Source organism: Streptomyces sp. NBC_01622, assembly GCF_045209635.1.
Classification (GTDB): domain Bacteria; phylum Actinomycetota; class Actinomycetes; order Streptomycetales; family Streptomycetaceae; genus Streptomyces.
The window spans coordinates 1,367,127-1,392,366 of record NZ_CP109293.1; the positions used below are offsets into that span (position 1 = coordinate 1,367,127).

General features: G+C 71.5%; 23 protein-coding genes. 15 read left to right on the plus strand and 8 right to left on the minus strand.

Features of this window, described 5'->3' with window-relative positions:
- Position 1: 1 nt before the first annotated feature.
- Genes OH768_RS06350 through OH768_RS06360 form a run of 3 tightly spaced genes read left to right on the plus strand, consistent with a single transcriptional unit; the run spans position 2 to position 2,344 of the window.
- Positions 2-937 (plus strand): M56 family metallopeptidase, encoded by a 936-nt coding sequence (locus OH768_RS06350; protein WP_406450899.1) that lies wholly within the window; start codon positions 2-4, stop codon positions 935-937.
- Between the two features lie 39 nt (positions 938-976).
- Positions 977-1,627, plus strand: coding sequence for a phosphatase PAP2 family protein (locus OH768_RS06355; protein WP_406450901.1), 651 nt, complete (start codon positions 977-979; stop codon positions 1,625-1,627).
- A 21-nt stretch (positions 1,628-1,648) separates the two neighbouring features.
- Positions 1,649-2,344 carry an HAD family hydrolase gene (locus OH768_RS06360; protein ID WP_406450903.1) on the plus strand — a complete coding sequence of 232 codons (696 nt, stop codon included), beginning with the start codon at positions 1,649-1,651 and terminating at the stop codon, positions 2,342-2,344.
- 58 nt (positions 2,345-2,402) lie between these two features.
- Here OH768_RS06360 and OH768_RS06365 read toward each other — a convergent pair whose 3' ends face one another.
- Positions 2,403-2,651, minus strand: a complete 249-nt coding sequence (locus OH768_RS06365) for a DUF2630 family protein (protein ID WP_406450905.1) — start codon at positions 2,649-2,651, stop codon at positions 2,403-2,405.
- A 261-nt stretch (positions 2,652-2,912) separates the two neighbouring features.
- On the opposite strand from OH768_RS06365, the gene OH768_RS06370 reads away from it, so the two are divergent.
- Positions 2,913-3,605: a TetR/AcrR family transcriptional regulator gene (locus OH768_RS06370; protein ID WP_406450907.1), complete on the plus strand. Its 693-nt coding sequence runs from the start codon at positions 2,913-2,915 to the stop codon at positions 3,603-3,605.
- A 36-nt stretch (positions 3,606-3,641) separates the two neighbouring features.
- Here OH768_RS06370 and OH768_RS06375 read toward each other — a convergent pair whose 3' ends face one another.
- Positions 3,642-4,118 (minus strand): DUF6214 family protein, encoded by a 477-nt coding sequence (locus OH768_RS06375; RefSeq protein WP_406450909.1) that lies wholly within the window; start codon positions 4,116-4,118, stop codon positions 3,642-3,644.
- 227 nt (positions 4,119-4,345) lie between these two features.
- Between OH768_RS06375 and OH768_RS06380 the strand changes: the two genes are divergently transcribed.
- Both OH768_RS06380 and OH768_RS06385 read left to right on the plus strand, forming a co-directional pair.
- The gene (locus OH768_RS06380) at positions 4,346-5,692 is read left to right on the plus strand and encodes an FAD-dependent oxidoreductase (protein ID WP_406450911.1); all 1,347 of its coding nucleotides are present in this window, start codon (positions 4,346-4,348) and stop codon (positions 5,690-5,692) included.
- 118 nt (positions 5,693-5,810) lie between these two features.
- Positions 5,811-7,160, plus strand: coding sequence for a nucleobase:cation symporter-2 family protein (locus OH768_RS06385; RefSeq protein ID WP_406450913.1), 1,350 nt, complete (start codon positions 5,811-5,813; stop codon positions 7,158-7,160).
- Here the strand turns inward: OH768_RS06385 and OH768_RS06390 are convergent.
- Together OH768_RS06390 and OH768_RS06395 are read right to left on the minus strand one after the other, a co-directional pair.
- On the minus strand, positions 7,157-8,446 hold the full coding sequence (locus tag OH768_RS06390) for an SGNH/GDSL hydrolase family protein (protein ID WP_406450915.1): 1,290 nt from the start codon (positions 8,444-8,446) through the stop codon (positions 7,157-7,159). The two genes, OH768_RS06385 and OH768_RS06390, sit on opposite strands and share 4 nt — an antisense overlap.
- A gap of 52 nt (positions 8,447-8,498) precedes the next feature.
- The gene (locus OH768_RS06395; protein ID WP_406450917.1) at positions 8,499-9,824 is read right to left on the minus strand and encodes a PHB depolymerase family esterase; all 1,326 of its coding nucleotides are present in this window, start codon (positions 9,822-9,824) and stop codon (positions 8,499-8,501) included.
- Between the two features lie 248 nt (positions 9,825-10,072).
- Here OH768_RS06395 and OH768_RS06400 point away from each other — a divergent pair, with 248 nt between their 5' ends.
- Together OH768_RS06400 and OH768_RS06405 are read left to right on the plus strand one after the other, a co-directional pair.
- The gene (locus tag OH768_RS06400; RefSeq protein ID WP_406450919.1) at positions 10,073-11,023 is read left to right on the plus strand and encodes a polysaccharide lyase family 1 protein; all 951 of its coding nucleotides are present in this window, start codon (positions 10,073-10,075) and stop codon (positions 11,021-11,023) included.
- A gap of 32 nt (positions 11,024-11,055) precedes the next feature.
- Entirely contained in the window at positions 11,056-11,850 is a 795-nt protein-coding gene (locus OH768_RS06405; protein ID WP_406450921.1) for a pectate lyase, read from the plus strand.
- Positions 11,851-11,889: 39 nt separating this feature from the next.
- Here the strand turns inward: OH768_RS06405 and OH768_RS06410 are convergent, their stop codons facing one another.
- Entirely contained in the window at positions 11,890-12,645 is a 756-nt protein-coding gene (locus tag OH768_RS06410) for a PaaX family transcriptional regulator C-terminal domain-containing protein (protein WP_406450923.1), read from the minus strand.
- Positions 12,646-12,719: 74 nt separating this feature from the next.
- Between OH768_RS06410 and OH768_RS06415 the strand changes: the two genes are divergently transcribed.
- Complete coding sequence (locus OH768_RS06415) at positions 12,720-14,387, plus strand: acyl-CoA dehydrogenase family protein (protein ID WP_406450925.1); 1,668 nt, start codon at positions 12,720-12,722, stop codon at positions 14,385-14,387.
- Between the two features lie 86 nt (positions 14,388-14,473).
- Positions 14,474-16,489, plus strand: coding sequence for a HEAT repeat domain-containing protein (locus OH768_RS06420; protein ID WP_406450927.1), 2,016 nt, complete (start codon positions 14,474-14,476; stop codon positions 16,487-16,489).
- Between the two features lie 77 nt (positions 16,490-16,566).
- Here OH768_RS06420 and OH768_RS06425 read toward each other — a convergent pair whose 3' ends face one another.
- Positions 16,567-17,151, minus strand: a complete 585-nt coding sequence (locus OH768_RS06425) for a hypothetical protein (protein ID WP_406450929.1) — start codon at positions 17,149-17,151, stop codon at positions 16,567-16,569.
- Between the two features lie 280 nt (positions 17,152-17,431).
- Here OH768_RS06425 and OH768_RS06430 point away from each other — a divergent pair, with 280 nt between their 5' ends.
- The 4 genes from OH768_RS06430 to OH768_RS06445 all read left to right on the plus strand — a co-directional run bounded on the left by OH768_RS06430 (position 17,432) and on the right by OH768_RS06445 (position 21,636).
- The gene (locus OH768_RS06430) at positions 17,432-18,517 is read left to right on the plus strand and encodes a WD40/YVTN/BNR-like repeat-containing protein (RefSeq protein WP_406465163.1); all 1,086 of its coding nucleotides are present in this window, start codon (positions 17,432-17,434) and stop codon (positions 18,515-18,517) included.
- A gap of 148 nt (positions 18,518-18,665) precedes the next feature.
- Positions 18,666-19,343, plus strand: coding sequence for a uracil-DNA glycosylase (locus OH768_RS06435; RefSeq protein ID WP_026178657.1), 678 nt, complete (start codon positions 18,666-18,668; stop codon positions 19,341-19,343).
- 260 nt (positions 19,344-19,603) lie between these two features.
- Positions 19,604-20,617: an N-acetylglucosamine kinase gene (locus OH768_RS06440; protein WP_406465165.1), complete on the plus strand. Its 1,014-nt coding sequence runs from the start codon at positions 19,604-19,606 to the stop codon at positions 20,615-20,617.
- Between the two features lie 95 nt (positions 20,618-20,712).
- The gene (locus OH768_RS06445; RefSeq protein WP_406450931.1) at positions 20,713-21,636 is read left to right on the plus strand and encodes a sirohydrochlorin chelatase; all 924 of its coding nucleotides are present in this window, start codon (positions 20,713-20,715) and stop codon (positions 21,634-21,636) included.
- Positions 21,637-21,748: 112 nt separating this feature from the next.
- Here the strand turns inward: OH768_RS06445 and OH768_RS06450 are convergent, their stop codons facing one another.
- Entirely contained in the window at positions 21,749-22,786 is a 1,038-nt protein-coding gene (locus tag OH768_RS06450; RefSeq protein ID WP_406450933.1) for a lactonase family protein, read from the minus strand.
- Between the two features lie 297 nt (positions 22,787-23,083).
- Positions 23,084-24,577 carry an FUSC family protein gene (locus OH768_RS06455; RefSeq protein ID WP_406450935.1) on the minus strand — a complete coding sequence of 498 codons (1,494 nt, stop codon included), beginning with the start codon at positions 24,575-24,577 and terminating at the stop codon, positions 23,084-23,086.
- Between the two features lie 169 nt (positions 24,578-24,746).
- Here OH768_RS06455 and OH768_RS06460 point away from each other — a divergent pair, with 169 nt between their 5' ends.
- Positions 24,747-25,223, plus strand: coding sequence for an Lrp/AsnC family transcriptional regulator (locus tag OH768_RS06460; protein WP_262062787.1), 477 nt, complete (start codon positions 24,747-24,749; stop codon positions 25,221-25,223).
- Positions 25,224-25,240 lie beyond the last annotated feature (17 nt).

Consider the following 25,240-nt stretch of genomic DNA (forward strand, 5'->3'; position numbering starts at 1 on the left):
CATGATGGTCCCCGCGGCACTGTTGCTGCTCGGCGCCTTGGCCGCCGTCGTCGCCCCACGGCTGCTCGCCCGGGCCGACTGGCCGGACCATGAGCCGGTGCTCGCGCTGTGGGTGTGGCAGTGCGTCGTGGCGGCCGTCCTCCTGTGCTGCGCCCTGTCGATGACGCTCAGCGCCGCCGCCGCTTGGCAGGCTGTGCGCGGCCATGTCTTCGCCAACGCCCCGCACGCCGTTCTGGACGCCTATCCCCTTGTGACGACCGGGCCTTGGGCGGCGGCGACCGCGGTTGCCCTCGCGTGCGGCGGCGCGTGGACGGTGGCGATGCTGGTCCGTGAGGTCCTACGGGCCCGGTCGCGGCGTCGGCGGCGAAGGGCCGAACTCCTCGTGCGTGCACCGCTGTTGCCCGGCGAGGAGCCGGGAGCCGAGCCGCTGGTCGTGCTGGAGGGCGAGCGCCCCGACGCGTGGTGGATGTCCGGCCCCGCGCCTCAACTGGTCATCACCACAGCCGCGTTGCGTCGGCTCAAGGGGCGACAGCTGGACTCCCTGCTCGCCCACGAACAGGGGCACGCGCAGGCCCGGCACGACTGGCTGTTGCACTGTTCGGCCGCGCTCGCGACCGGGTTCCCGCAGGTGCCGGTGTTCGCCGCGTTCCGGGACGAGATGCACCGCCTGGTCGAACTCTCCGCCGACGACATGGCCTCCCGCCGCTTCGGCCGCCTCACGACCGCGCTCGCACTCGTCGAACTCAACGAGGACCGTGGGGTGTTCGGGCCGTGCCCGACCCCGCAGGCCCATGTCCCGCAGCGGGTGCACCGGTTGCTCACACCCCCGGACCGGCTCACGACGACACGCCGCCTGGGGCTGACCGCCACGGCGGCGCTGGTGCCGGTGATTCCGGTGCTGGTGGCGTTCGTACCGGGGCTGCGGGCGCTCGGCTGAGGTCCGCGTAGAGGGGCGTGGATCGGCGAGGATCGTTCCATGCGCTCTCCGTCCCGCCCGACTCGCCAGTACACGACCGTCACCCTGGCCCTGGCCCTGTGTTCCGCGCTGTTGCTCACCCTGGTCGCGGTCGAGTGGCGTCCGCTGATCGACCTCGACGACCGGATCGCCGGAACGACGCACCGTTGGGCGGTCGAGGACCACGGGGTGACACATGTGTGCCGCATCCTGACGGACTGGGTCTGGGACCCCCTCACTCTGCGCCTTGTATGTGCGGTCACCATGGTGTGGCTGGTGTGGCGGCGTTCCGCATGGTGGACGGCGCTGTGGCTGGCGGCCACATGTGCGCTCGGCACACTGCTGCAGCAGGCCCTGAAGGCACTGGTCGACCGCCCCCGCCCGGTGTGGCCCGACCCTGTCGACTCCGCCCACTACGCGGCCTTCCCTTCGGGCCACGCCATGACCGCAACGGTGGTCTGCGGCCTCCTCCTGTGGCTGCTCCACCACTACGGCGCCGGACGTGCTGTGTGGCGTACGGCCCTGACTCTGGCCGTGATCTCAGTGGCGGGTGTGGGACTGACCCGTGTGTGGCTCGGTGTGCACTGGCCGTCGGACGTGTTGGGCGGCTGGGTTCTGGGGGCGTTCGTGGTGGCAGTCGCTGTCGGGGGGTACGAACGGCGGTGGGTGTGAATGGCTGAGTAAGATCACCGCATGAGTGCCGTCCTCTTCGACTTCTCCGGAACCCTCTTCCGTATCGAGTCCACCGAGTCCTGGCTGCGTGCCGTACTGCGGGAGACCGGGATCGCGCTGCCCGAGCCGGAGTTGGCCGAGGTGGCGCGGGCGCTGGAGTCGGCGGGGGCGATGCCGGGTGGGGCGCAACCGGAGCGGCTGCCCGCGGAGTTCGCCGAGTTGTGGGCGATCCGCGACCAGAGTGCGGAACTGCACCGGGCCGCGTTCACCGGCGTCTCCCGCCAAGTCCCGCTCCCCGACCCGGCGTTGCACGACGCGCTGTACGACCGGCACATGACGCCGGCCGCCTGGACGCCGTACCCGGACGCGGAGTCCGTGCTGCGGACACTGCGCGAGCGTGGAATCGGCGTGGGCGTGGTGAGCAACATCGGCTGGGATCTGCGGCCGGTGTTCCGGGAGCACGGCCTCGACACCTACGTGGACACGTACGTGCTGTCGTACGAACACGGCATTCAGAAGCCGGACCCGCGGCTGTTCGCGGTCGCCTGCGAGGCGCTCGGGGTCGACCCGAAGGACGTGCTGATGGTCGGCGACGAGCGACGCTCGGACGGCGGCGCGGCGGCCCTGGGCTGCGGGGTGCACTTCGTGGACCACCGCCCGGTGACCGAACGGCCGGACGCCCTGCGCCCCGTGCTCGACCTGGTCGGTCAGGGCTGAGCCGAGGCCGGCCTCCGGCCTCAGCCCAGGGGTCGACCCCTGCGCCCCGCCCCCGAAGTCACCCCTGATACCCCTCCACCTCGGACTCCGGGCGCACCCGCGCCTCGTCCGGGTTCTCGCCGAACTCCACCTTGGCGCGGCGCTGCCGCAACAGGTCCCAGCACTGGTCGAGTTCGCGTTCCAGCCGGCCGAGTCGCTGGTGCTCCGTGGTGCTGTCGATCGTGCCGGAGGCGACGGCCTCCCGGAGCTTGCGCTCGTCATCGACCATCTCGTTGATCCGCGCGAAAATCTGCTGGTCCTGGTCCATGCCTGTGCGCCTCCTCGGCTCGTCACCCGTGCCCACTCTAGGGACGGATCACGTGCCGTGCGACAGATGTGCGAGAAGACGGCGCCGGGCGCCGCCCTAAAGGTCGCCCAAGGTAACCATTGGGGTGAAAAGGAGCCGCCCGCCTGAGACGATCCCCCGCGTCGCCCCAGACGGACGGCAGCATTCGCCGGGCCCTCGCTACGGGCACCCGTACGTCCTGAGTATAGTTGGCTGATAGCCAGTCAACGCAGGAGTTACAGCATGTCCCCGCGAAGCGCCTCGGTCAATGAAGAGTTGCGACGGCGTTCCCGGGAGCGGCTACTGCAGGCGGCGGTCGAGTTGGTCAGTGAGCGCGGCTTCGAGGCCACGACCTTGGGTGACATCGCGGACCGGGCCGGATCGGCGCGCGGACTGGTGTCGTACTACTTCCCCGGAAAACGCCAGTTGGTGCAGTCCGCCGTACACCGGTTGATGCATCGCACGCTGGAGGAGGCGCTGGAGCGCGAGCCGCGCACCACGGACGGGCGAGAGCGAATGGCGCGGGCGATCGACGCGATTCTGGGCCTCGCGCACGACCGGCCCGTGCTGATGCGCCAGCACATGGCGGGGCTGCTCCAGGGCGAGGGCTTCGTGCAGTGCCCGGAGCAGCGGCGCCTGGCCGAACTGCTCGGGGAGACGATCGCGCGGTACAGGTCGGGGAACGTCCCGTCCGACTACCCGATGCTGCGGGCCCTCCTCATGGGCGCGGTCTACGCGGCGCTCGTGCCCGGGGTGCCGATGCAGATCCCGGTGCTGCGTACCGAGTTGTTCCAACGGTACGGGCTCGACTGGGAGTTGGGGATCCCGCCCGATGCCGGCACACCTCGCGCGGCGGCCGACACGGACCTCTCACGGTTTTTCGCGACGGACGACCGGCCGGCCGAGGACCACCCCGCCGAGCCTTCCGCAACCTGACCCGCCCGCCCCTCTCACCCGGCCCAACTCATGGGCTCAGCGCCTCGCGTGACGAGGCGTCAGATAACCCGCGTCGCGCGCCTGGGAGATGAGCCGGAGAGAGCGGCGTCGGCTGTGTCCGGTCGCGCACATCACCGCGAGGACGGGATCGACCCCCTCTTCCTGTGCGGCGCGGTACTCCTGGGCGACCAGCCACCGCCCCTCGATGCCGCGCGGCCAGGGCGGCCGGGCCCGGCGCGCTCCGCCCGACCCGGCTCCCTCCTCCCCTTCGTACCCGGGCCCCGGTTCCAGTCCGCACGCCTCGAAGAGCGGCCCCTCGATCCAGTCGGCCAGTACCGTCAAGTCGTCGAGGGACAGGGCCGGTTGGGCCCGTACGTCCTCGACGGAGAGGCCCTGGTCGGAGACCACGGCGAGGGCGTCGACCCGGGCGCCGTCGGTGAAGGCCAGCCGGACGTGGAACCACGAGGTGGCACCGTCGTGCTCCTTCACTTTCCACGCGGGCCACACGGACACCGCGCCGTCCTCCGGGCAGCGATCGGAAAGACTGACAAAGGATGCTTCTAGCACACACGCAACGTAACCGCATGATCACATTCCATACGAACGGACACGCGCACCCCCGTCGCGTACGGGTCCCCACGGCACTCTGTCAGCGGAGCCCCGGTGGTGGGACCCTGGAGTTGCCAGCGGTCTGGCGAGTCAGCGATCTCCTGTGTGCCTGACCGGTGAGGAGTTCCGCCATGCTGCGTGTCGCCGTCGTCGGTTCCGGGCCGAGTGGGGTCTACACCGCCCAGAGCCTGGTCCAGCGGGAGCCCGGGGTGCTTGTCGACGTCCTGGACCGGCTCCCGTGCCCATACGGGCTGGTGCGCTACGGCGTGGCGCCGGACCACGAGAAGATCAAGTCGCTGCAGACCAATCTGCGGACGGTGCTGGAGCACGAGCGGGTGCGGTTCCTCGGCGGGGTGCGGGTGGGGCCCGGCGGGCTGTCTGTCGCGCGGCTGCGGGAGCTGTACGACGCGGTCGTGTACTGCGTGGGAGCCGCCACCGACCGTCACCTGGGGATTCCTGGCGAGGAGCTGCCGGGCAGCTGGTCGGCGACCGAGTTCGTGTCCTGGTACAGCGCCCACCCCGACTCCACCGGCGACGGTTTCGTGCTCGGCGCACGCTCGGCCGTCGTCATCGGCGTGGGCAATGTCGCGGTGGACGTCACGCGGATACTGGCGCGCGGCGCTGCCGAGCTGAGTCGCACCGACATACCGCAGGCGGCACTCACCGCACTGGCCGCGAGCGGGGTGACGGACATCCACATGGTGGGCCGGCGCGGTCCCTCGCAGGCCCGCTTCACCACCAAGGAACTGCGCGAACTGGGCGGTCTGCCGGACACCGAAGTGACCGTGGATCCGGCCGAGTTGGCGCTCGACCCGGACTCTCTGGACCCCTCCGCCCTGCCCGCCGCGCAACGCCGCAACGTGGAGACGCTTCGCACCTGGGCGGCCCTGCCTCCCTCGGGAGGCGCACGCCGTATCCGCCTCCGCTTCTTCCTCCGTCCCGTCGAACTCCTCGCCCACGCGGGGCGGGTGGGCGCGGTGCGCTTCGAACGGACCGCGCCGGACGGGCACGGCGGGGTGCGTGGCACGGGTCAACTGGAGGACATCGAGGCGCAGTTGGTGCTGCGCTCGGTGGGCTATCGCGGGGTGCCGCTGGACGGGCTGCCGTTCGACGCCGAGCTCGGCATCGTGCCGCAACGGGCGGGCCGCGTCCTGCGCGAGGGGAGGGCCGCGCCCGGCGAGTACGTGGCCGGCTGGATCAAGCGGGGCCCGACGGGCGTCATCGGCACCAACCGCCCGGACGCCAAGGAGACGGTGACCTCCCTGCTGGAGGACGCCCCCACGCTCGTACGACATGAAGCGTCCGAAGACCCGCTCACCGCGCTGCGTGCCGAGGGGATCGAGCCGGTCGAGTGGGCCGGATGGGAGGCCATCGAGCGGGCCGAGGCCGAGCTGGGGGCCTCGCTCGGGCGGGACGGTGTGGTCAAACTGCCTGGCTGGGAAGCCCTTCTGGACGCGGTGCGTGGGTCGCGCGCATAGCGGATGGGCATGACACACGGCGGCAACAACCCAGAAATCAACAAACTGTTCAAAGCGCTTACGGTCTCGTGCTGCCCGCATGTTTCTCCCCCTCCCCCTCCGCCGCTCAGGAGTGCCCATGGCAACGACCACACCCGTACATCCCGTCGACGAGGTCCCACCCGTACGGCAGTTGGCCGCCTTCGGGCTGCAGCACGTGCTCGCGATGTACGCGGGCGCGGTGGCGGTTCCGCTGATCGTCGGCGGGGCGATGAAGCTGTCGGCCGCCGATCTGGCGTATCTGATCACCGCGGACCTGCTGGTCTGCGGTATCGCGACGCTCATCCAGTGCATCGGCTTCTGGCGGTTCGGGGTACGGCTGCCGATCATGCAGGGCTGTACGTTCGCAGCCGTGTCGCCGATGGTGCTGATCGGTACGACGGGCGGCGGACTGCCCGCGATCTACGGCTCCGTGATCGTCGCGGGGCTCGCCATCGCGCTCCTGGCACCGGTGTTCGGCAAGCTGCTGCGCTTCTTCCCGCCGCTCGTGACCGGCACCGTGATCCTCGTCATCGGTCTGTCGCTGCTGCCCGCGGCGGGCAACTGGGCGGCGGGCGGCCAGGGTTCGAAGGACTTCGGTGAGCCGAAGAACCTCGCTCTCGCGGCCTTCGTCCTCGCGGTCGTCCTGAGTGTGCAGCGGTTCGCGCCCGCGTTCCTGAGCCGGATCGCGGTGCTGATCGGCATGGCCGTGGGGCTGGTGGCCGCGGTGGTGTTCGGGTTCACGGACTTCAGCGGGGTCGGGGACGCCGACTGGGTCGGCATCAGCACCCCGTTCCACTTCGGTACGCCCACCTTCCATGCCTCGGCGATCGTGTCGATGCTGGTGGTGGCGCTGGTGACGATGACCGAGACGACCGGTGACCTGATCGCGGTGGGCGAGATGACCGACCGCAGGATCGAGCCGCGCTCCCTCGCGGACGGCCTGCGCGCCGACGGCCTGTCCACCGTCCTCGGCGGCGTCTTCAACACCTTCCCGTACACGGCGTACGCCCAGAACGTCGGCCTCGTCGGCATGACCCGGGTCCGCAGCCGGTGGGTCGTCGCCGTCGCCGGCGGCATCCTGGTCGTCCTCGGTCTGCTGCCCAAGCTGGGCGCGGTCGTCGCGGCGATACCGGCACCGGTGCTCGGCGGCGCGGGCCTGGTCATGTTCGGCACGGTCGCCGCGAGCGGCATCCGCACCCTGACCCAGGTCGACTTCAAGGACAACCACAACCTCACCGTCGTCGCCGTCTCGGTGGCCGTGGGCATGCTGCCGGTCGGTGTGCCGACGGTGTACGCGCAGTTCCCGGACTGGTTCCAGACGGTGATGAACAGCGGCATCAGCGCGGGCTGCCTGACGGCGATCGTGCTGAACCTGGTCTTCAACCACCTTTCGGTGAAGGGCAGTTCGGCCGCGGCCCCCACCGCTGCCAAAGAACCGGCCGTCTAACGCAGCAGCCCGGTGGGGACCGTCGCGGCCAGCACGCCGTACCCCGCCGGATTGAGATGCAGCCAGTCGCCCACCTGGAGGGACTCCAACAGGCGGCGCGGGTCGGCTGGATCGCGTACGGCGCGGTCGAAGTCGAGGACCGCGTCGAAGTGGCCGCTCGTCCGGATCCAGGTGTTGACGGCCCGGCGGGAGAGCTCGCGTTCGCCCGCCGGGTCGTCGTAGGTGTTGCCGCCGAAGGGGAGCAGGGTCGCGCCGTAGACACGGATGCCCTGGGCGTGGGCGCGGACGACAATCTGGTCGTAGGCCGCCAACAGGTCCTCGGTTACCCGGCGTTGGGCGGCCGGGGTCGCGTCGGCGGTACCGATGTCGTTGACGCCCTCGAACACGATGAGGCGGGTGACTCCGCTGCGGGAGAGCACGTCGCGGTCCAGGCGGGCGAGGACGTTGGGGCCGAGGCCGTCGTCGAGGACCCGGTTGCCACCGGCGGCTTGGTTCAGGATCGCTACGGCGGCGGTCGCGGGGTGGGCCCGGAGGCGGTCGTAGAGCTGGTCGGGCCAGCGGTCGTTGGCGTTGGTCGTGGAGCCGCGGCCGTCGGTGAGCGAGTCGCCCAGGATCGCCACGGCCGTGGTGGTGCGCGGGGCCAGGACCTCGACGTCGCTCAGCAGATACCAGTGGTCGGCCGGGGTCGCACCGGGCAGGTCCTCGTCCTGCGCGTGGTCCCCGAGTTGGAGATACGACGTCGTGCGCGAGCCCGGGTGCGAGGTGAGCGCGAGTGACGGCTGGCCGGTTGCCAGGTAGGTCGTCACGGTCAGGACCGATGCGGCGGGCAGGTCCAAGTCCAGGGGATCCGAGACCAGTTGGGCGCCGACCGGGACGGTCGCCGACGTGCGCCCGGCGAAGGTGACCGGTCTGCCGCTCCCGGGCACGATGGCGCTCGCACCCGCCCTGCCGTCCTGCGGGAGCGCCACCGTCACCGCGGTGAGCGGCAGCGGGGTGTCGCCGTAGGCGTTGGAGAAGCGCAGGCGCAGCGTCCGGCCTCCGGTGGTGACGCGGAGCGTCTGTCGCAGGGTGGTGTCGACCAGGACCGACCTGGTCCCGGTGAACGGCGCGGGCGGCAGGTTGCCGGGCTCGGTGAGCTGGGGCATCGCCGTCCAGGTGTTCACCCAATGGGAGCCGGAGCGTGTCGACATGCCTTCGGCGTGTGCGGAGTTGGGGTCCGTAAGGGCTGACAGGGCCGACAGCGCCGAGGTCGTGGCGACGATCGCGGTCCGTCTCGTGGGGTGCACGGAATCCACCTTCCTCGGGCAGGAGTTGGGGGCGAGGGGCACGGGGTGAGGATCAACCGACCGTGCAGGCCGTCCCGTTGAGCGTGTAGGCGGTGGGAGCGGCGCTGTTGCCGGTGTGGTTCGCCTGGTAGCCGACGGTCACGCTCGCGTTCGGGGCGATCGTGCCGTCGTACGACGCGTCGGTGGCCGTCACCGTGCCGGAGGCCGGTGTGTACGTGGCGCCCCAGCCGTTGGTGATGGTCTGGCCGGCGGGCAGGGTGAAGCCGAGTTGCCAGCCGTTCACCGTGCCCGTGCCGGTGTTCGTGATCGTCACGGAGGCGGTGAGGCCGGTGTTCCAGGCGCTGGTCGTGACCGTCACCTTGCAGGGCCCGGTCGAGGGCGGGGGCGTGGTGCCGCCGCCGGAGAGACCGAAGAAGGTGAGGACGCGGGTGCCCATGCCGTAGGTGTAGAGGTTGTGGGTGACGCCCTGGAGGCTGATCGCTTCGACAGGGGCCTGGTCACCGGTGGCGCCGTAGCGGGTGCGGGTCCAGCCGGTCGCCGGGGAGTCGGTCGCCGCCGGGGTCTGGCCGACGCCCTGCACATTGGTCCACTGTTTGATCTCCTCGCCGAAGTTGGGATAGCGCAGCGTGTCGTCGGCGGTGCCGTGCCACAGCTGCATCCGGGGGCGGGGGCCGGTGTAGCCGGGGTCGGCACCCCGCACCAAGTCGCCCCATTCCTGCGGGGTATGGGTGACGGTGCCGTTGGCACACGCGATGTTCCACTCGGAGCCGTCGGTGGTGGCGAAGCAGCCGAACGGCACACCGGCGAAGGCGGCGCCGGCCGCGAACACGTCGGGGTAGTCGCCGAGCAGGACGTTCGTCATCATCGCGCCGGAGGAGATGCCCAGGGCGAAGACACGGCTCGGGTCGGCGGAGTAGGTGCTCTTCACCCAGTCGACCATGGACTTGATGCCGACCGGATCGCTGCCGCCGTCGCGATGCAGGGCCTGGGGCGAGGAGACGTCGAAGCACTTGCTGGCGCGGGTGACCGACGGGTAGACGACGATGAACCCCAACTGGTCGGCCAGCGAGGCGTATTCGGTGCCGGAGTACATCGCCGGGCCCGATCCCCCGCAGTAGTGCACCGCCACGACGACCGCCGGGTGGGCGGTGACGGCGGCCGGGACGTACACGTACATCTGGAGGTTGCTGGGGTTGGTGCCGAAGCCGGTGACCTCGGTGAGGGTCGCGGCGCCGGCCTCGGCGCCGGCGGCGGCCGGAGGTGCCAGGAGGGTCAGGGCCGCGAGCAACGGCACCAGCGCTCCGAAGAGGGCGACGAGTACCGAACGTGGCTTCTTCCGGGCGGACTTGAGGGTGTTGTCGGCGGCTGTGGGGCGCACGTCATCGTCCCTTCCTGATTGCGGCTCGTGCGGCTCGTGCGGCGTCGTTCGGGTGGGAACCATCGGCATCGTGACATGGACATGAGTCCCATGGAAGCGCTCCCACGCTCCGAATAGTTTCGCGCGGAGCGTTGACTAGAAAGCGCTTGCACTCTACGTTCCGTTCAGAAGTGTGACCGCGCGGTCCTTCATGGCGTACATCGTTCACGTATCCGATCACCCATGCCCTCTCGAAGGGACGCACCCGCATGCGTACTCGAAGATCAGCTCTGACGGCGGTCGCGCTCGCCGCGACAGCCGTGCTCACGCTCCCCCACTCCGCCTCCGCGGCCGACACCTCACCGGTCGGATTCGGCGCCGGGACGACAGGCGGCGGCAGTGCCACGGCGGTCACGGTGTCGACGCTGGACGCCTTCAAGTCGGCCGTCACCGGCAGCAGTTCGAAGGTGGTCAAGGTCAACGGCCTGATCTCGCTGAGCGGTCAGGTCGACATCGGGTCCAACACGACGGTCCTGGGCGTCGGTTCGGCGTCCGGGTTCACCGGTGGCGGGCTGCGCCTGAAGAAGGTGACGAACATCGTCGTGCGCAACCTGAACATCAGCAAGCCGGTCGCGCCCGCCGACGGCATCACCGTGCAGGCGTCGACGAAGGTGTGGATCGACCACAACGCCTTCTCGTCCGACCTCGACCACGGCAAGGACTACTACGACGGCCTGCTCGACATCACGCACGCCTCCGACTACGTCACCGTCTCCTGGAACACCTTCAAGAACCACTACAAGGGCTCGCTCGTCGGCCACAGCGACAACAACGCGAGCGAGGACACCGGGCATCTGCGGGTGACGTACCACCACAACTGGTTCGACCAGGTCAACTCCCGCATCCCCAGCCTGCGTTTCGGCACCGGGCACTTCTACGACAACTACGTCGTCGGCGCCGAGACCGCCGTGCACTCGCGCATGGGCGCCCAGATGTTCGTCCAGAACAACGTCTTCCGGGACACGGAGGTCGCCGTCACGACGAACCGGGACAGCGACGTGGACGGCTACGCCAACCTCAGCGGCAACGACCTCGGCGGAGCCGCCACCGAGATCTCGCAGGTCGGCACGTTCACCAGCCCGCCGTACAGCTACACCGCCGAGCCCGCCTCGACCGTCGTCGCCTCGGTGACCGCGGGCGCGGGCACCGGAAAGCTCTGACCACTCCCCCACCTCGGAGAAGGAATCGGGACATGACTTCTTCCCTACGGCCACGCGTGCTCACCGGCGCGGCGACGGCCTTCGGAGTCTCGCTTGGCATGATCATGGCATCCGGCGCGCTCTCGCCGGCCAGTGCCGCCACCTGGCCCACCGCGAGCGGCAGCCAGGCCGTCACCTCGACCATCTCGGTCTCGGGCACCAAGGACTACGGGATGCTGCGCCTGTACGGCAGCGGCGACCTGGGCACGGGCAGCCAGGACGAGGATCAGGGCCCGATCCTGGAACTGGCCCCGGGCGCCGTCGTCAAGAACGTCATCATCGGCTCCCCCGCCGCCGACGGCATCCACTGTCTGGGCGCCTGCACGCTGCAGAACGTGTGGTGGGAGGACGTCGGCGAGGACGCGGCGACCTTCCTGGGCTCCTCGTCGTCCAACGTGTACACCGTCTCCGGCGGTGGCGCGAAGGAGGCCAGCGACAAGGTGTTCCAGTTCAACGGCGCCGGAACCCTGAACGTCTCCAACTTCGCGGCGCAGACCTTCGGTACGTTCGTCCGCTCGTGCGGCAACTGCAAGACGCAGTACAAGCGCACGATCAACCTCAACACCATCGAGGCGACCTACAAGGGCAGCCGGATCGTCGGCATCAACACCAACTACGGTGACAGCGTGACTCTGAAGGCGATCACGATCGTCGGGGACACCAGCAAGAAGATGATCCCCTGTCAGAAGTACATCGGGAACAACACGGGCGCGGAGCCGACGACCAACGGTACGGGCCCGGACGGTACCTACTGCAAGTACGCGGCCTCGGACATCACCTACAAGTGAGCCCACCGCGGTGAAGGCGGCCGTGCCGGGTTCCTCCGCTCATGACGGGTTTCCCAGCACGGTCGCGATCAACTCCCGCCGGTGACTGGTGTATTCGGCGCGCAGGGCAGGGCCCGGCCAGTCGGCGGGCAGGAGTTCGGGGGGCAGGACCGGGTCGGCGAGCAAATGGCGTACGACGGCGGCGAGTACGGTGAAACGGTCGGCCGGACGGTCGGCGGTGGCGTCGATCTGAGCGAGCAGCGCCTCGGCCGTTTTCGCCCACGCCTCAAGTGGCCAAAGGCTCCCTGCCAGTTGGCGGGCCGACTCCTCCGGGCGGGTGGTGAAGTGCCGGGCGATCGCGCCGAGTTCGTCCGGTCGGGGTCGCAGCAGATTGGCCGGGCGGAGCCAGACTCCCTCGCGGAGTTCCGCGAGCCGCAGTGCGGTCAACTTGGCGCGCAGCTCGGCGCGTTCGGCGGGGCCGCGGCCGGTCGCGGTGACGACGGTCATCTCCCAGTCGCCGTCCCAGGGGCGGGTCTCGGGGTGTACGGCGATGTCCTGGCGGCGCTGGCGTTCCAGCAGCCGGTCGCTGAGCCGGTAGACCGCGTCCGTGCTCCGCAGGTCCCCGGCGGCCACCATCCGGCTGAGCGCGGCCCGCAGGGTGGATCCGGCCACGCCGAGCGGCTCTACCGCCCGCAGCAGATCCCGTACGGGCAGCTCGGGCGGATGCGTGCCCAGCAGCAGACTGAGAACGACCGAGCGCGCGGACAACGGGCGCAGGTCCACCTCACCGGGCCCTTCCGACTCGTCCATCCGCATGACCTCGCACTCTACGCGCCGATCCCGGTGTTACATCATTGATGCGACCGCAGAGATAGTGCAACACTCCTCGTATGGCCCAGACACTCGCGCACACACCGCCGCAGCCCCGGAACGTCACGCACGACGTCACCAACCAGCCCCCGCCCCTGACCCCGTACGACGCCTCCGAGGACACGGCCCTGCTTGAGGGGCTGCGCCGGGAGAGCGCCGGCTGGGCCGAGGAGGACGTACGGCGGCTCGGCCGGGCGGCGGGGAGTGCGGAGGCGCAGGAGTGGGGTGAGCTGGCGAACCGGCACGAGCCGGAGCTGCGCACGCACGACCGGTACGGCAACCGGATCGACGAGGTCGAGTTCCACCCGAGCTGGCACCGGCTGATGGGCGTCGCCGTCGCGGAGGGACTGGCCGGTGCGCCCTGGGCGGACGACCGCCCGGGTGCCCATGTGGCCCGTACGGCAGGCGGGTTGGTGTGGGGACACACCGAGGCCGGACACGGCTGCCCGACGTCGATGACGTACGCCGCCGTCCCCGCGCTGCGCGCCCAGCCCGAACTGGCCGCGGTCTACGAGCCGTTGCTCACCAGCCGGGTCTACGAACCGGGCCTGCGCGTCCCGACCGAGAAGCGCGGGCTGCTGGCCGGGATGGGGATGACGGAGAAGCAGGGCGGCTCTGACGTCCGCACGAACACCACGGCGGCCACCCCGACCGCCGAACCCGGGGTGTACACGCTGCGCGGGCACAAGTGGTTCACGTCGGCGCCGATGTGCGACGTGTTCCTCGTGCTGGCGCAGGCTCCGGGCGGGCTGTCGTGCTTCCTGGTGCCCCGCGTTCTGCCCGACGGCAGCCGCAACGTGTTCCGCATCCAGCGGCTGAAGGACAAGCTGGGCAACCGGTCCAACGCGTCCTCGGAGCCCGAGTTCGACGAGACCGTGGCGTGGCTGGTCGGACCCGAGGGCCGCGGCGTCAGGACCATCATCGAGATGGTCAACTGCACCCGTCTGGACTGCGTGATGATGTCGGCGACGCTGATGCGCAAGACGCTCGTCGAGGCGGGCCACCATGTGCGCCAGCGCAGCGCGTTCGGCGCGCGACTGCTCGAACAGCCGCTGATGCGCAATGTGTTGGCCGATCTGGCGCTGGAGTCCGAGGCCGCGACCACCCTCACCCTGCGGCTGGCGGGCGCGGCGGACCGTGCGGTGCGCGGGGACGACGCCGAGTCCGCGTTCCGCCGGATCGCCACCGCCGTGGGCAAGTACTGGGTCACCAAGCGCGGGCCGGCCTTCACGGCGGAGGCCCTGGAGTGCCTCGGCGGCAACGGCTACGTCGAGGACTCGGGCATGCCCCGCCATTACCGCGAGGCGCCTCTCCTCTCCATCTGGGAGGGCTCGGGGAACGTCAACGCCCTCGACGTACTGCGGGCGTTGAGCCGGGACCCCGGCCCGGCGGAGGCCCTGTTCGCCGAACTCGCCCTGGCGCGGGGCGCGGACGCCCGCCTGGACGCGGCGGTGAGCCGGTTGAAGAGCACGTTGAGCGAGGCGACGGAGACGGGCGCGCGCCGCCTCGTCGAACAGATGGCGCTCACCCTCCAGGCGTCCCTCCTGATACGACACGCCCCGCCCGCCGTCGCCGACGCCTTCTGCGCGACCCGGCTGGGCGGCGACTGGGGGCACGCCTTCGGCACACTCCCCGACTCCGCCGACCTCGGCGCGATCCTCTCCCGCGCCCTGCCCGACGGGGACTGACCCTCGGTCACCTCTCGATTCCGCTTCGTTGTCAGTGGCGTGGTGCAGACTCGCGATCAGTTGGCACTTCGTCTGGGGAGGGCAACGTGTTCACGGGGATCGACGAGGTCGACTGGGCCTCGCTGCGCCATGCGTACGGCAGTGCGGAGGACGTGCCCGTACTGCTCAGGGGGCTGGCCTCCACGGACCCCGTCGAGCGGGCGAACGCCCTCGACGGGATGTACGGCGCGGTGCACCACCAGGGGATGGTGTACGACTCGACACTCGCCTGCGTTCCGTTTCTGCTCGCGCTCGCCCTTGAGGAAGGGGTCGCGGAGCGGGGCGAGGTGGTGGAGCTTCTGGTCAGCATCGGGCGGGGGCACGGGTCGGCGGAGGCCGCCTTACGGGCGGGAGCCGAGGTCTTCGTCGTACTCGTCGGCGACCAGGACCCCGGTGTGCGCCGGGCAGCGGCTGAGGGGCTGGTCCGGTTCCTCGATCAACCCGCGTGCGTGCTGGGCCTGTTGCGGCAGTGGATCTCGGTGGAGCGCGACGACCGGGTTCTGTTCGCCCTCGTCGAGAGCCTCGGTCTGTTCGTACGACGGTTTCCGGCCCACGCCGCCGAGGCGCTGGACACCCTGCTGGCACTCGGTACTCCGCCGTACGACCCCGGGCTACGGCTCGCCGCGCTCGGCCAACTCGCGGGCTGCGCACCGGATCTGCTCTCCGCCGACCTGGTCCCGACGGTCGTGGGCCTGCTCGGGGAGCGGTCCGAGCGGCCTCGGTCGGGGCGCTCGACACCGGCCGAGGGCCGTCCTCCCGACCCGGACACACTCGCCGGGCGGTTACGGCGACTTCGGCCCTCGGACGAGGAGGGCGCGCAGCTCGTGCGCACGCTGCACACCGCGCTCGGCGGGCGGGTGGCCGATCGAATCGCCCTGTTGGAAGGGCAGTTGACTGGGCCGGACTCCACCGACCGGTGCAATGCGGTATGGATGTCGGCCGGACTGTTTCGCGAGTGGCGGGCCGACCACTCGGCACTCGTCGCGCTGGTCGGTGAGCAACTGGGCACGGGGGCAGGCCGGTTGCGCGATGCCGCGTCGTCGGTGCTGGGGGAACTCTTCCACCTGGCCTCGCCGGCCGCCGGTCACCTGCACGCGCTGGTGATCGCGCGCCCCGAACTGTGGACGGAGCGCTGGCAGCGTGGGACGCCCGCCCTGGGCGGCGCGCTCAAGGCCCTTGCCCGCAGCGGCGATCGACGGGCTGCACCGGTCCTGGCCGAGTTGCTCGCGCGGCCCGTCGTACCCGACGACCTGGGACGGGTGATCGTCCACCTGGGCCGCTCGGCCGCACCGCTCGCCCCGGCGTTGCGGCACCGGCTCGGCCGTGTGCCCCTCGACTCCCCCGAGACGTCCGACCGTGCCGTACCACTGCTGTCCGCGCTGACCGCGCTCGCCGACCGGGAGGCCGTGCCGGAGGTGCTGCGGCTGTTGCGCGAGATGCCGGACGGGGTGCGGTACAGGCAGGGGGTCGTGGAGTCGGCGGTGCGGGCGCTCGATGCGTTCGGGGTCGGGGCGGAGGGTGTCGTACCGGTGCTGCGGGGGCTGTTGGAGTCCGAGTGTGCGGGTGTCGCGGCGGGTGCGCTGTGGTCGGTGGAGGGTGATGCGTCGGCCGTACTGCCGTCCCTGTTGCGGGAGTTGGCGAGTTCGGACGGACAGCGGCGCCGGGTGGCGGCGGATGTGCTGGCGCGGGTGGGGGTGGCCGCGCGGGTCGCGTCGGACGGGCTGGCGCGGACGGTGGAGGCGGAGTGCGTCGAGGAGCGGGTCGCGGGGGCGCGGGCGTTGTGGCGGGTGACCGGGGATGCGGAGAGAGTGCTTCCGGTGCTGTGGCCCGTTTGGACCGGGCATCCGCGTATGCGGAGCGCTGTCGCCGCGTGCCTGGTCGGCATGGGGACCGCCGGCGCATCCCTGCATGACCTGGTGGAGGCGGAACTCGCCGCTCCGCGACGGCATTCGGCGCGGGCCGGCGGGCATGGGAGTCAGGACGTCCTGGAGGACGAACGGCTCTTGGGGGTGTGCCGGGAGGTGGTGGCGGGCGGTTGTGCCGAGTACTGCGGGGAGGGGTGACGGGCATGACGAGGGCCCCTGCGTCGGCCTGCGTGCCAGGGGCGCTCATGCCATGCCGGGCGGGCAGCCCGTCCTGCTCAGCCCGTCTTGCGGCTCCACAGCGGGCCGAAACGTGCCCATTCCTCGTCCCACTGGTCCATGCGCCGGCGTTCCAGCCGGATCCGGAGGGCGCGCGCGCTGATGAAAGGGACGGCCGCCGCACCCATTCCCAGCAGCGTGCCGATCAGCGCGGCCCGCAGCTGGGCCTGGGACGCGGTGGCGGGCTTGGTGACCAGATGGCCCTGCGGGTCCGTCCAGATGGTCACCGGAGTGCCGATGCCGCTGCCGGAGGGAACACGGATCTGGCCGGTGTGCGAGGAGCTGTCCACGGCCGTCCAGCGGACCTTCGCCCAGACGAGCTCGCTGTTCGTTCTGCCGGAGCTCGCCGGGGAGGGGCCGGGCGCGTCCTGGGTCACCAGTGCCACCACCGGTTTCCACTCGACGCGTTCCTGGGCCAGTTCGTGTTCGACGGACCGGGTCGCCGTCAGACCGGCCAGCACGCCTGCCAGGACGGTGATCAGCCAAGCACCGAGCACGATCCACGACTCCACCGCATCGGCGCGGCGTTTGAGCGGATTGCGCCGCCACCGCCACAGCCACACCTTCGGACCTCGGAACGCCATCGAAGGCATCCTCCTCATGAACGCACTGACATGCCGAACCGCCCTCCCATACGGGAGACGTCTCCTCGATGCTCACGACGAATACCCCGACTCGACGGTCCCATGGCTGACGAGGTGTACGCGGGCTTTTCGCGGGAGGTGCCCCCGGGATCTGTCCGTGGAGCGAGGATCGGGGCTCTGAACTGCGATGACGTCCGTTCCGGGGGTGACTGTCAGTGGTGGGGTGCAGACTGGCGGGTGAGGGGGCGAAATGGCCAAAAATGCGGTGGAGGTGATCGTCATGACCGAGGTGCTGCTCGCGGTGGGCACGCGAAAAGGCCTGTTCATCGGGCGCAGGCAGGGCGGAGTCTGGGAGTTCGACGAGAGTCCGTACTTCAACGCGCAGGCGCTGTATTCGGTCGCCGTCGACACACGGGGCCCCACGCCGAGACTGCTGGCGGGTGGTGACAGCGCCCACTGGGGTCCGTCCGTGTTCCACTCCGACGACCTCGGGCGAACGTGGGTCGAACCGGAGCAGCCGGCCGTCAAGTTCCCCAAGGACACGGGGGCTTCACTGGAGCGGGTGTGGCAGCTGCACCCGGCCGCGGCGGAACCGGACGTGGTGTACGCGGGTACGGAACCGGCGGCCTTGTACCGCTCCGAGGACCGCGGCGAGAGCTTCGACCTCGTCCGCCCCCTCTGGGAGCACCCCACCCGCTCGCGCTGGGTGCCGGGCGGCGGCGGAGAGGGGCTGCACACCGTCCTCACCGACGCGCGTGACCCGAAGGCCGTGACGGTCGCCGTCTCCACGGCCGGGGTGTTCCGCACGCGGGACGGGGGCGCGAGCTGGGAGCCGTCCAACTCCGGTGTCTCCGCGGTGTTCCTGCCGGATCCGAACCCGGAGTTCGGCCAGTGCGTGCACAAGATCGCGCAGGACGCGGCGACCCCGGACCGGCTGTATCTGCAGAACCACTGGGGGGTGTACCGAAGCGACGACGCGGGCGCGCACTGGACGGACATCGGTGAGGGTCTGCCGTCCACGTTCGGCTTCGCGGCGGTTGCCCATCCTCATCGCGGCGACACCGCCTATGTGTTCCCGATCAACGCGGACGCGGACCGGGTGCCCGCCGAGCACCGGTGCCGGGTCTTTCGTACGGCCGACGCGGGCAGAAGCTGGGAGGCGTTGTCGGTGGGGCTGCCGACCGGGGATCACTACGGCACGGTGTTGCGCGACGCGATGTGCACGGACGGCGCGGACCCGGCGGGCGTGTACTTCGGCAATCGCAACGGCGAGGTGTACGCGTCGGACGACGACGGGGACAGCTGGCGGCAGTTGGCGTCCCACCTCCCCGATGTGCTGTGCGTGCGCGCCGCGGTGGTCGCGTGAGGACGGGAACTCCCCTGCGCGGAACTGCCTCGTCGGCAACTGCCTTATGGGGAGGCTTCGTTCACGCGGGCCCACAGTCCGGTCGTTCTCGGTCGGGCTCGGGCCACCGGTTGATCGTCGAGCCGTGTGCGGCAGTAGGGTGACGCCCGTGGCACCACGACCGTTGCATGAGATTGTCGAACCGGGCTGGGCGAAAGCCCTGGAACCCGTGGCCGGACGCGTCGCCGAAATGGGGGACTTCCTCCGCGCGGAGATCGCCGCCGGGCGCACCTATCTACCGGCCGGGCCGAATGTCCTGCGGGCCTTCCAGCAGCCCTTCGACGACGTCCGCGTCCTGATCGTCGGACAGGATCCGTATCCGACCCCGGGGCACGCCGTGGGGCTGTCGTTCTCGGTGGCCCCCGAGGTGCGTCCGCTGCCGCCGAGCCTGCTCAACATCTACCGCGAGCTCAACACGGACCTGGGGCTGCCCCAGCCGTCCAACGGCGACCTGACGCCGTGGAGTCAGCAGGGCGTGCTGCTGCTCAACAGGGCGCTGACCACCGCCCCGCGCAGTCCCGCCGCGCATCGCGGCAAGGGCTGGGAGGAGGTCACCGAGCAGGCGATACGGGCGCTGGCCGCGCGCGGCAAGCCGCTGGTGTCGATCCTCTGGGGCCGCGACGCCCGCAACCTGCGCCCGCTCCTCGGCGACCTGCCCTCGGTGGAGTCCTCCCACCCGTCCCCGATGTCGGCCGACCGCGGCTTCTTCGGCTCCCGCCCCTTCAGCCGCGCCAACGACCTGCTGGTCCGGCAGGGAGGACAACCGGTGGACTGGCGCCTGCCGTGACGGGCCCGGGGGACACCGGTTCGGCTGGGGCGGCGGAATCAGCGGGGGCGCCGGACGGACCGGTGTCCTTGGCCCGGTCTGCCGGGGCCGGTGCTCCGGACGGGACGGTGTCCTTCAGCCAGACCGCCGATGCCAGAAGTAGCGCTGAGAGGGCTTCCGGCGGGCAGGTGTCCTTTGGCGGCACCGCCGAGGCGGGCACCGCTGCCGGGAGTTCGTCGGGCAGGCTCCCCGAGCCGGTTCCCTCCGCGATTCCTTCCGCGGTGCCCCCACCGGCACCCCCCGCGCAGGACACCCGCGTCAGGTTCCTCGCCGTGGACTCCGGAGGCTCCGGACTCCGGCTCGTCGTAGGGGAAGCCGGGCATCCGGTGTCCGTGCCGCTCGCGTCCGGGGAGCCGGTGCGGACCGGTGTGCGGGGGATCGACGCCGGGCATTTCATGGAGCAACTGGTGCCCATGGTGCGGGCATTGGACGGTGGGGGCGGGGACGTCGAGTTGGGGACCGCCGTCATCGGGGCCACCGGGCTCGCCACCCTCGGGGACGGATTGCGGGACGAGTTGCCGGGGGCGCTGGCGCGGGAGTTCGGGGTGCGGACCCTCGCGCTCGTCGCCGATGCCGTCACCGCCTATGTCGGCGCCCTCGGGATACGGCCCGGTGCCGTGGTCGCGGCCGGTACGGGACTCATCGCGATCGGCACCGACCTCACGGGCTGGCGGCGGGCGGACGGCTGGGGACATCTGCTGGGCGACTGCGGCGGTGGGGCGTGGATCGGCCGGGCCGGGCTGGAGGCTGCGCTGCGGGCGCATGACGGGCGGGACGGCGGTTCGGGGCCTCTGCTGGCCTGCGCGGAGGAGCAGTTCGGGCCGCTGTCGGGGCTGCCCGGCAAGCTGTATCCGCGGCCGGATCGTCCCGCCGTACTGGCCTCCTTCGCGCCCCGTGTCGCCCAGTGCGCACCGGACGACCCGGTGGCGGCGGGCATTCTGCGTGCCGCGGCCCGGCACATGACCGAGTCGGCCGCCGCGGTCTGCCCGACGGCCGGCGAACCGCAGGTCGCCCTCACCGGTGGCCTGTTCCGGATGGGTGAACCGCTCCTCGTGCCCGTGCGCGAGGAGTTGGCGAAACGGCTGCCGCACGCCCAACTGGTCCCGGCGGCAGGCGATCCGCTGGACGGCGCCGTGCGGATCGCGCGCGACCTCGCGGCGGGCACGCTCACCCTGCCGACTGACGGCGTGATGGTGCACGTGGTGAGCGTGGCGGGCCGAGGTGATCACTTCTGATCCCTACGTAACTCATCAGACAAAACAGGACGGAAACCGCTCACCTGCACCCTCCCCGAACAGGGGAGCCCAAGAAGCCAGTAACATGCCTCGCCATGAGCTCCCCCACTGGGCCCGCGTCCGGCCTGCCAGTACGAATGCCGCGACCTCGCCAGCCCGGGCGGCACCGCCGACCCGAGCCGCTGGCGGCTCCCGAGGGCGCGCCCGCGCTGGTGCTCGCCGTGCCGGGCACGCCCAGCGCCGCCACGCGCAGCCTCGCAGAGGAGGTCGTGAGCATCGCGCGCTCCGAGCTGCCCGGTCTGGACGGGCGCATCGGTTACCTCGACGGGGACGACGCCGAGTTCCCCACGCTGACGTCCGTGCTCGCACACGCCGCCGAGGAGCGCACCGCCCGCTTCGAGCAGGCCAAGGCCGCCGGTGCCGACGTCAAGGAGCCCGACGGTCCCGTTGCCGTCGTCGTACCGCTGCTCGCCGGTCCGGACAGCGCGCTGCTGCGCCAGGTCCGCCAGGCCGTCATGGACAGCCGGGTCGCGGCCGACCTGACCGATTCGCTCGGCCCGCACCCGCTGCTCGCCGAAGCGCTGCACGTACGGCTCTCCGAGGCGGGGCTGGCCCGTGCCGACCGTGCCCGGCTGTTCACCGTGGCGACCGCCGCGGACGGCATCATCCTCGCGTCCGTGGGCGGCGAGGAGGCCGTGCAGGCGGCCGGTATCACCGGCATGCTGCTCGCCGCGCGCCTCGCCGTGCCGGTGATGGCGGCGGCGCTGGACCAGGAAGGTTCGATCGCGGCCATCGCGGAGCAGCTGCGCGGGTCCGGCTCGCAGCAGCTGGCCCTGGCGCCCTATCTGATAGGGCCCGAGATCGACCCGGGTCTGCTCCAGACCGCGGCTGCCGAGGCGGGCTGTTCGGCCGCCGAGGCGCTCGGCCCGTACCCGGCGATCGGCAAGCTCGCGCTCGCCAAGTACACGACGGCGCTGGGTATCGCCCCGCCGCAGCCGCAGGGCGCACCGGTTCGCTGACCCGATCCGGTCCGACTTGGCATGGCCTGGCACGTGTAACGCCGTAGCGCCGAAAGGGCCCCTCCTCACGCGGGAGTGGGCCCTTCGGCGTGCCGTGGGCACCGGGGTGGGGTCAGCCGAACACCACGCAGGACGCGGCGGTCACGTCGATCGAGCCGCCGGGGCGCGGGACGCCTGTGGCGGGGTCGACGGCGAACCAGGACACGTCTCCGGACCGCTCGTTGGCCACGTACAAGTAGCCGTCGGACTCGGCGAGGGCGCGCGGCCAATGTCCCCCGCAGGGCACCGTCCCGGCCAGGCGCAGCCCCTCCCCCGCGACGGCGAGCACGGACAGCACGTCCTCGCCGCGGGTCGCCGTCCAGACGAAGCGGCCGTCCGGCGAGGTCACGATGCCGGAGGGGTAGGCGGCGTCGCCTGCCGGGGCGCCCGGCAGTACCGGGGTCTCGGCCAGCGGTTTCAGTGCGCCGCGCCCGGCGTCCCAGCGGCAGACGGTGATGGTCGGGGTGAGTTCGTTGAGGACGTAGGCACGGTCGCCGTCGGGATGGAAGGCGAGGTGGCGGGGGCCCGAGCCGGGCCTGAGCGCGATCTCGCGGTGCAGTACGGGGCGTCCGTCGTCCAGCGTGGACACCAGCACGGAGTCGGTGCCGAGGTCGATGCCGACGGCCCAGCGGCCGCTGGGGTCGGGCTGGATCTGGTGGGCGTGCGGCCCCTGTTGGCGTCGTTCGTGCGGGCCCGAGCCGGTGTGCCGGAGCTGTCCGGAGGGGCGGTCCGCCAGGGTGCCGTCGGGGCGGACCGGCACGGCGGTGACGCTGCCGGAGCCGTAGTCGGCGGTCAGGACGTGCCCCGCGTACAGGCTCAGGTGGGTCGGTCCCGCGCTGCCGAGGCGCACCGGCGGTCCGAGCGGTTCGGGCTTGTCGCCGTTGACGCGGTACGCGGCCACCGCGCCCTCTGCCGTCTCGCTGACCGCGTAGAGGGTGTCCCCCTCGGGCGCAAGGGCCAGATACGAGGGGTCGGGGACGCCGTCGACGCTGCTCAGGACGGTCAGCGCACCGCTGTGCGCGTCCACGGCCGCCGCGACGACACCAGGACCGCCCGCCGCCGTGAACGACCCGATGAAGGCCCGCCGTTGCCGCCTGCCGCCGTCTGTCACCGCAGTCCCCTCTCGGTTCAGTGCTGTCCGGGGTGACGGTAGCAGTCGATCATGAGCGGTCTAGACCAAAGCGCCGAGTCTGTTCCAGTGGGACATGCCGGACCCGTGCGCGCAGGGGCTGAGCCGGTTGGGCGAGGGCGCGTCCCAGGCCATGGAGATCGGCCGGCGCGGGCTCCGCGCCTGACCGCGCCGAGACGACCGTGAGCCTCGACGCGTCGCTGCCAGGTGAGCGCCTCCCCCCAGCCCAATCCGCCGACAGGCGGGCGCCGCACGAAGCCACCGCCATGCCGAACCGCCTCACGCTCCGACGAGCCGCGACCCGGACCGCGCCCGCAGAGGCCCCGCGAGTTCCGCGAGGGCTCGTTCCAGCCCGTGGAGGTGAGCCAGCGCCGGTTCCGCCGGCGGACCGCCCGCAGTCGCCGTGAGCGGCGACACCCCGCTTCCGGTGAGCGCCTCGACCGCGGTCTCGACGCGGCGGCAGGCGGCGGTCAGGCGGGTGTCGTGGGAGGCCTGCGGGTCGGCGGCCACTGTGGCCAGGCCGCGGATCTCGTGGGCGCAGTCGTCGAGCAGGGCCAGCACCCGGCGGGCGCGGCGTTTGCGGCCGAGCATCGGGTTCAGCGGGTGCACGAGGGGTGCGACGGAGAGCCGTACCCGGCCGAGGAGTTGTTCGAGCTGCGTGATGCGTTCGGCGGGGTCGGCACGGCCGGAGCCGGCGAGGCGGGCGGTGGCCTCGGCGGTGCAGGTGTGGACGCAGCGCAGGGCGCGTTGGATCCAGGCGTCCGTGGTGGTGTGGGTGGTCACCGGGAGCACCAGCAGGACGGCCAGTACGGCGCCGAGCGCGCCGACGCCGGTCTCCGCGAACCGCAGCGCCAGCAGACCGGGGTTCAGGACGCCGAGAAGGCCGTAGAGCAGCTCGGCCATCAAGGTCACCGAGAGCATCATCCAGGTGTAGGAGACGGCAGCCGAGTAGAAGATGCCGAAGACGCAGGCGGCGACCAGGATCGCGGTGGGGACGGGGGCGCCTTGGACCGGTACGGCGACGAGCAGGCCCAGGGCGATCCCGAGGGCCGTGCCGAGGACGCGGCGGAAGCCGCGGACCACGGTCTCGCCGCGTGAGGCGGTGTTGACGAAGATCCACCAGGTGGCGCCGACGGCCCAGTACCAGCGCTGGCCGGACACCAACTGGCCCACCACGAGGGCGAATCCGGCGCCCGCGGTCGCCTGGACGGCCTGCCGGGTGGTCACCCGGGCCAGCCCGCGGCCGGTCGGCGGGGCGGGTACGGCGGGCGGAGGCAGCCGGCGCTCGTAGCACCACAGGCCGAAGCGGACCGCCGCCGCGGTGAGCACGGAGAGGGCTACGGCGGCGTAGAGCGCGGGCAGTTGGTCAGTGGTGGCGTGCAGGAACTGGGCCACGAAGAAGGTCATGAACGCGAAGACACCGAGGCTGTGGCCGCGCGGTCCCCAGCGGCGGGCGTAGACGCCGGCGCCGACGACGGCGAGGAAGGTGAGGTCCCGCGCCACGGGGTGGTCGCGCAGTTCCGCCGCGGCGGCGAGCACCGGCAGGCCCACGCACGGCAGCAGCGCGGTGGTGACGGCCTGCCCGCGCACCGTGGCGTCCGTGACGGTGAACAACGCGAGCAGCGCGGCGAGGCCGCCGGTCACGGCGCCCGCGAGGGACTGTCCGGTCAGCCCGCAGACGACCACCGCGAGGCCGATGCCGAGGACGGCCCGCGCGGCGAACCGCAGCCGTATCCGCCCCGGGTCCGGAGCCACGAACACCCGCTTCAGCACTGCTTCCCGCCCCCTGCACACACCCGCACGAAAAAGGCGCCGCGGAGGTCCGCAGCGCCATCGACGGGCCCATCACAGCATCATCGGGCGGGGTGGCTCAAGTGACCTCCAGATCACTGGACCATTGGCACAGCCAGTAGCTAGTGGGCCATTGGTACAGTCAAGCCTCATGAGCGTGGACGAACTCGACACCCGCATCCTGCGACTGCTGCTGGAGCAGCCGCGTACCAGCGTGCGCGAGTACGCCCGGCTCCTCGGCGTCGCCCGGGGCACCCTCCAGGCCCGGCTCGACCGGCTGGAGCGGGACGGCGTGATCACCGGTACGGGCCCGTTCCTCTCTCCCGCCGCCCTCGGCCACCCGGTGCTCGCGTTCGTGCACATCGAGGTCACCCAGGGGCATCTCGACGAGGTGGGGGACGCGCTGGCCGCCGTACCGGAGATCGTGGAGGCGTTCTCGATCACGGGTGGCGGTGATCTGCTCACCCGGGTCGTGGCGCGGGACAACGGTCATCTGGAGGATGTGATCCAGCGGCTGATCAGTCTGCCGGGGGTGGTGCGCACGCGTACCGAGATGGTGTTGCGCGAGCGCGTCCCGCACCGGTTGCTGCCGCTGGTGGAGGCGGTCGGCCGCGCGGCCGGGAAGTGACCCTTGGCATTCTGAAC